This is a genomic window from Herbidospora sp. RD11066 (genome assembly GCF_054661255.1).
Genome location: NZ_BAAGDO010000378.1, coordinates 1 through 234, shown reverse-complemented (window position 1 = coordinate 234; position 234 = coordinate 1). Strand labels below are relative to the sequence as shown.

Here is a 234-nt window from a genome sequence, read left to right as displayed (position 1 = left end):
ATGGCGAAGGCAGGTCTCTGGACGGTTCCTGACGCTGAGGCACGAAAGCTAGGGGAGCAAACAGGATTAGATACCCTGGTAGTCCTAGCCGTAAACGGTGCGCATTTGCTGTGGGCGGATTCGACCCCGTCCGTGGCGAAGCTAACGCGTTAAATGCGCCGCCTGGGGAGTACGGTCGCAAGGCTAAAACTCAAAGAAATTGACGGGGGCCTGCACAAGCGGTGGAGTATGTGG

The 234-nt window shown here is 57.7% G+C and carries 1 rRNA gene; it reads left to right on the top strand.

Features of this window, described 5'->3' with window-relative positions:
* Positions 1-234 (top strand): 16S ribosomal RNA (locus ACYQ78_RS40145); the annotation flags it as partial.